Here is a 5,031-nt window from a genome sequence, read left to right on the forward strand (position 1 = left end):
CGGCGGCTGCTGGCGTGGGCCCGCGCGGCGGGCTTCCGCGAGGTCACCGCGACCGCGTCCACGTGGTGCTACGCGACCCCGGAGGAGCGCGACTGGTGGGGCGGCATGTGGGCCGACCGCATCCTGGAGTCCGCCCTCGCCCGGCAGCTCGTGGACGAGGGCCTGGCGACCCCGGCCGACCTGCGCGACATCAGCGAGGCGTGGCGGCGGTGGGCGGGCGACGGCGACGGCTGGTTCCTCGTGCCGCACGGCGAGATCCTCGCGCGGGCGTGAGCGGCGGATACATCGGCAGACGGATGTCTCGCCCGGCGTGCTCGCGTAGCGTGGGGGAGTGATCCGGCCGCTCTCCCGCACGGCGCTCATCCTCGACATCGTCGGGGCGGTGCTGCTGTTCGTCATCTTCACTCCGATGTCGGTGGTGTTCTACGCGCCGCCGGTCACCGGAGAGCCGGTCGCGGGCGCCGCGGTGGCGGCGGTGGTCGTCGCCGGGCTCCTGATGTTCGGCGCGGTGGCGATCGGCCGGCTGTCTCCCGGGCTGGCGCTCGTGGGCGCCTGGGCCGGCGCGATCGTCCAGATGCTCGCCGGCTTCGGGCCGCTGCCGATCGACCTCGCGATCCTGCTGGTGCTGTACGCCACGTCGGCCTGGGGGTCGCGCCGCGTGCTGTGGTGGGGCCTCGGCTCGGTGATCGTCGGCGGCGTGATCGCGGCGCTCTACATGGTGTTCGTCAGCGGGGTCGCGTTCGGCACCGGCACCGGGTGGGAGCTCGTGACGGGCGGCACGCTGCTGCTCGCGGCATCCATCATGGCCCTCGGCTTCGCGTGGGTGTGCGGTCTGCTGTGGCGCGTGGTGCTGCGGTCGCGGCGCACCAGGGCGGCGCAGTTGCAGGCCGAGGCGCTCGCGGCGGAGGAGCAGGAGCGCGTGCGCATAGCCCGCGACATGCACGACATCGTGGCGCACTCGCTCGCGGTCGTGATCGCGCAGGCCGACGGGGCCCGGTACGCCGCGGCCGTGAAGCCCGAGATGGCGACCGAGGCCCTCGGCACGATCGCCCAGACGGCCCGCGGTGCGTTGAGCGACGTGCGGATGCTGCTCACCCAGCTGCGGCACCGCCAGGGCGACGGTCCGCAGCCCACCCTCGCGGATCTGGAGACGCTGTTCGCGCAGGTGCGCCAGGCAGGTATCGAGCCGCGCGTCACGGTCGACCCGATGCCGCCGGGGGAGCCGCCGGGGGCGATCCAGCTCGCGGTCTACCGCATCCTGCAGGAGGCCCTGACCAACGCGATCCGGCACGGCGACGGGGCGGTGGACGTGCACCTGGCCTGGCTCCCCGACCGCGTGGACATCCAGGTGCGCAACACGGTGGCGGCCGACGCCCCGCCGTCCGCACCGGGTGGGCATGGACTGATCGGGATGCGGGAGCGCGCGCAGCTGGTCGGCGGTAGTCTGCACACCGAGCGCCGTGGTGCGCAGTTCGTCGTCCAGAGCAGCCTGCCGATCGGAGCCTCCCAGTGATCAGAGTCGTGCTCGTCGACGACCAGGCCCTGTTCCGCGCCGGGATCCGCATGCTGGTGGCCTCGCAGCCCGACCTCGAGGTCGTGGGGGAGGCGGGCGACGGCAGGGAGGCGCTCCCTGTGGTCGCCACGACGCGGCCCGACGTGGTGCTGATGGACATCCGGATGCCGGTGATGGACGGCCTGACCGCGACCGCGGAGATCCTCGCCCGGCCGGAGCCTCCGCGGATCGTGATGCTCACCACGTTCGACCTCGACGAGGCCGCGGCCCGCGCGATCCGGCAGGGCGCGAGCGGCTTCCTCCTCAAAGACGCCGATCCGGAGTTCCTGCTCGCGGCGATCCGCACGGTGCACGCGGGGTCCAGCGTGATCGCGGCGTCGGCGACCCGCGAGCTGTTCGCGCACTTCGCCGAGGCGCCCCGCCCCGTCCCGCCGCAGTACGGCGAGCTGACCGAGCGCGAGCGGGAGATCTTCGCGCTCGCCGCGCGGGGTCTGTCGAACGCGGAGATCGCGGCGCGGGAGTTCCTGAGCGAGGCGACCGTGAAGACGCACATCAGCCGGATCCTCACGAAGCTGGCGCTGCGCGACCGCGTGCAGCTGGTGGTGTTCGCTTTCGAGCACGGTCTGGCCTGAGCGCGACCGCGTCCTCCGCGAGATCATCCTTCCGATGTATCGGGATGCTCCCGATGGCCGACGCGGTGCCCGGGACGGCGGAAATAGCGTCGAGGACATGGAGATCACGACCAGCGACCTCGGGCTCGCCGCCCGCGTCCAGCACCTGAAGAAGACCTACGGCTCCGGTGAGGGCACGGTCCACGCGCTCGACGACGTGAGCGTCGGCATCCGCCGCGGCCAGTTCACCGCGATCATGGGGCCGTCCGGCTCCGGCAAGTCCACGCTCATGCACATCATGGCCGGGCTCGACAGCCCCACCGAGGGCCGGGCGTGGATCGGCGACACCGAGATCACGGGGCTGAGCGACCTCGACCTCACGCTGCTCCGCCGCCGCCGCGTCGGCTTCATCTTCCAGGCGTTCAACCTGGTGCCCACGCTCGACGCCCTCGGTAACATCCTGCTGCCGTTCGAGCTCGACGGTCGCCGGCCGAGCGCGATCGAGCGGGCCCGCATCGACGGCCTCATCGACACCCTCGGTCTCGGGCCGCGCCTCGGGCACCGTCCCCACCAGCTGTCGGGCGGCCAGCAGCAGCGCGTCGCGATCGCCAGGGCGCTCGCCACGGCCCCCGACCTCGTGTTCGCCGATGAGCCCACCGGCAACCTCGACTCGAAGACCGGCCGGGAGGTGCTGCGCCTGCTCGCCTCCGCGAGCCGCGAGCACGGCCAGTCCATCGCGATGGTCACGCACGACGCGATCGCCGCGAGCCATGCCGACCGGGTGCTGTACCTGGGCGACGGTCGCATCGTCGCCGACCACCCCCGCCAGACCGCCGAGCAGATCTCCGCGTACATGCTGGCCGCCGAGGTGACGGCATGACCGCCGTCGCGACCGTCGTCCCGGAGACCAGGGCGACCGGTCCTCGCCTGGGCTGGCTGCGCGACCGCGGCATGGGTGCGAGCATCCTGGTCGCGGCGCTGTCCGCCGCCTTCGGCGTCTTCCTCGTCGAGATCACCGCCTACATCGGCGCGGTGCTCCAGTCCGACCCGTTCATCGGCGACAGCGGCACCCTCGCCGTCGTCGTCGCGATCCTCTCGGTGCTGCTCACGGCGGTGGCCATGTACGTGGCCGCGATCGTCACGGCCAACACGTTCTCGACCATCATCGCCGGCCGCACCCGTCAGATCGCCCTGCTGCGCCTGATCGGTGCCACCGCGCGCTCGCAGCGCGGACAGGTCGGACGACAGGGACTCATGGTGGGCCTGCTCGGTGCCGCCATCGGGCTCCTCGCCGGTCTCGCGCTCTCCGCGGCGGCCGTCGAGATCGGGGGACGGTTCGTCGCCAACGCCCCGACGGACTTCACGCTCGCGCAGCCCGCGCTCGCACTCCCGGCGATCGGCGTCGCGCTCACGACGTGGGCGGCCGCGTGGGTGGGGTCGCGCCGCGTGCTCGCTGTCACGCCGCTGCAGGCGCTCGGCGGAGCGGTCGAGCGCACGCACGATGAGGTCTCGGGCCGGACGGGGCGCCACGTGGGGGCGTGGGTGCTGCTGATCTCGGGTGCCGCGCTGCTCGCGGGCGGCGTGATCCTCGGGCTCGTGACCCCGCTCGGCGTGGTCGTGGCGTTCTTCGGCGGCATCCTGTCGTTCACCGGGCTCGCGCTCGGGTCGGTGCTGTTCATGCCGCCCGTGCTGCGGCTCGTCGGTCGGCTGTTCGGATCGAGCGCGACCGCACGGCTCGCGGCCGAGAACGCCCTCCGCTACCCGGAGCGCTCGTCGCGCATGGCGATCGGCGTCGTGATGGGCGTGACCCTCGTGACCATGTTCGCCGTGGCCCTCGAGTCCGCCAAGCGCCTCATGATGAGCCAGACCACCGAGGAGATCCCGCCGGAGTTCTTCGCGCCGTTCGACGCCTTCGCGGCCATCATGATGGTGCTCGTGGCGGTGTCGGCGGTGATCGCCGCGGTCGGCCTGGTCAACCTGCTCACGATCGGGGTCGTGCAGCGTCGGCGTGAGCTGGGCCTGCTGCGGTCGATCGGCCTCTCCAACGGACAGGTGCGCCGCATGGTGCTGCTGGAGGCGACGCACATCACGGTCGCCGCGACCCTCACCGGGCTCGTGCTCGGCGTGGCCTACGGCTGGATCGCGGCGCAGTCGCTGCTCGGCTCGGTGCCCACGCTGCCGGAGTTCACCCCGGCCGGCCTCGTCGCCCCGCAGGTGCCGTGGCTGCCGGTCGTGATCATCGTCGCGGCGACCGCGGTCCTCACGCTCGTGGCGGCCGCGACGCCCACGCGCCTCGCGACGCGCGTGGCACCGGTCGAGGCGCTCGCCGCGGACTGACGCCCCTAGGCTGGACGGGTGCCGTCGCCGTTCGATCAGTCCACGTATCAGGTCCGCCTCGACTGGGGGGTCGCCGGGCTCCGGCGGCTCGCGCCGTCCGACGTGGTCGTGGTGGTCGACGTGCTGCGGTTCTCGTCCGTCGTGGCGGAGGCTGTCGCGGAGGGCGTCGAGGTCCCGCTGGCCGGAGCGCTCGAGTGGTCGCGCAACGGGGCGGCGGTCGCGGCCGCTGCTCCGGCCGAGGCCACGGTGCTGCTCGGCTCGCTGCGCAACGCCCGGGCCGTGGCCGCAGCGGTGCAGGCGGAGCAGGAGCGTCGTCAGGGCCGCACCTCGGTCGCGATCATCCCGGCGGGAGAGCTCGACGAGGCAGGGGAGCTGCGCTTCGCCGCGGAGGACCTGCTGGGGGCCGGAGCGATCGCGGCGGCGCTCACCGACCGCGGCATCGACCACACGGCACCCGATGCGGCCGTCGCGGCCGAGGGTTTCCGGGCGCTGCGGCGGGCGCTGCGGCACCTGGTGGGGGCCACCGGCTCCGCGCGCGAGCTCGCGGCGGGGGGCGCGGCCACGGAGCGC

5 protein-coding genes and 1 pseudogene are annotated in these 5,031 nt (G+C 73.5%); all 6 read left to right on the plus strand.

The features are described 5' to 3' along the window. Nucleotides 1–273 (plus strand): annotated as a pseudogene (locus DW309_RS12365) (SAM-dependent methyltransferase); the annotation flags it as partial. Nucleotides 274–331: 58 nt separating this feature from the next. Further along, nucleotides 332–1,513: a sensor histidine kinase gene (locus tag DW309_RS12370; RefSeq protein ID WP_136037167.1), complete on the plus strand. Its 1,182-nt coding sequence runs from the start codon at nucleotides 332–334 to the stop codon at nucleotides 1,511–1,513. Beyond that, nucleotides 1,510–2,145 (plus strand): response regulator, encoded by a 636-nt coding sequence (locus tag DW309_RS12375; RefSeq protein WP_136045547.1) that lies wholly within the window; start codon nucleotides 1,510–1,512, stop codon nucleotides 2,143–2,145. The genes DW309_RS12370 and DW309_RS12375 overlap by 4 nt, the downstream gene beginning before the upstream one ends. Nucleotides 2,146–2,242: 97 nt before the next feature. Then, entirely contained in the window at nucleotides 2,243–3,004 is a 762-nt protein-coding gene (locus DW309_RS12380; RefSeq protein WP_136029774.1) for an ABC transporter ATP-binding protein, read from the plus strand. Then, on the plus strand, nucleotides 3,001–4,461 hold the full coding sequence (locus tag DW309_RS12385) for an ABC transporter permease (protein WP_136045548.1): 1,461 nt from the start codon (nucleotides 3,001–3,003) through the stop codon (nucleotides 4,459–4,461). The genes DW309_RS12380 and DW309_RS12385 overlap by 4 nt, the downstream gene beginning before the upstream one ends. 18 nt (nucleotides 4,462–4,479) lie before the next feature. Next, on the plus strand, nucleotides 4,480–5,031 hold a 552-nt coding region (locus tag DW309_RS12390), incomplete at its 3' end, for a 2-phosphosulfolactate phosphatase (RefSeq protein WP_136045549.1).

It is taken from the genome of Microbacterium sp. K41 (assembly GCF_004794395.1).
In the GTDB taxonomy this organism is placed as follows: Bacteria; Actinomycetota; Actinomycetes; order Actinomycetales; family Microbacteriaceae; genus Microbacterium; species Microbacterium sufflavum.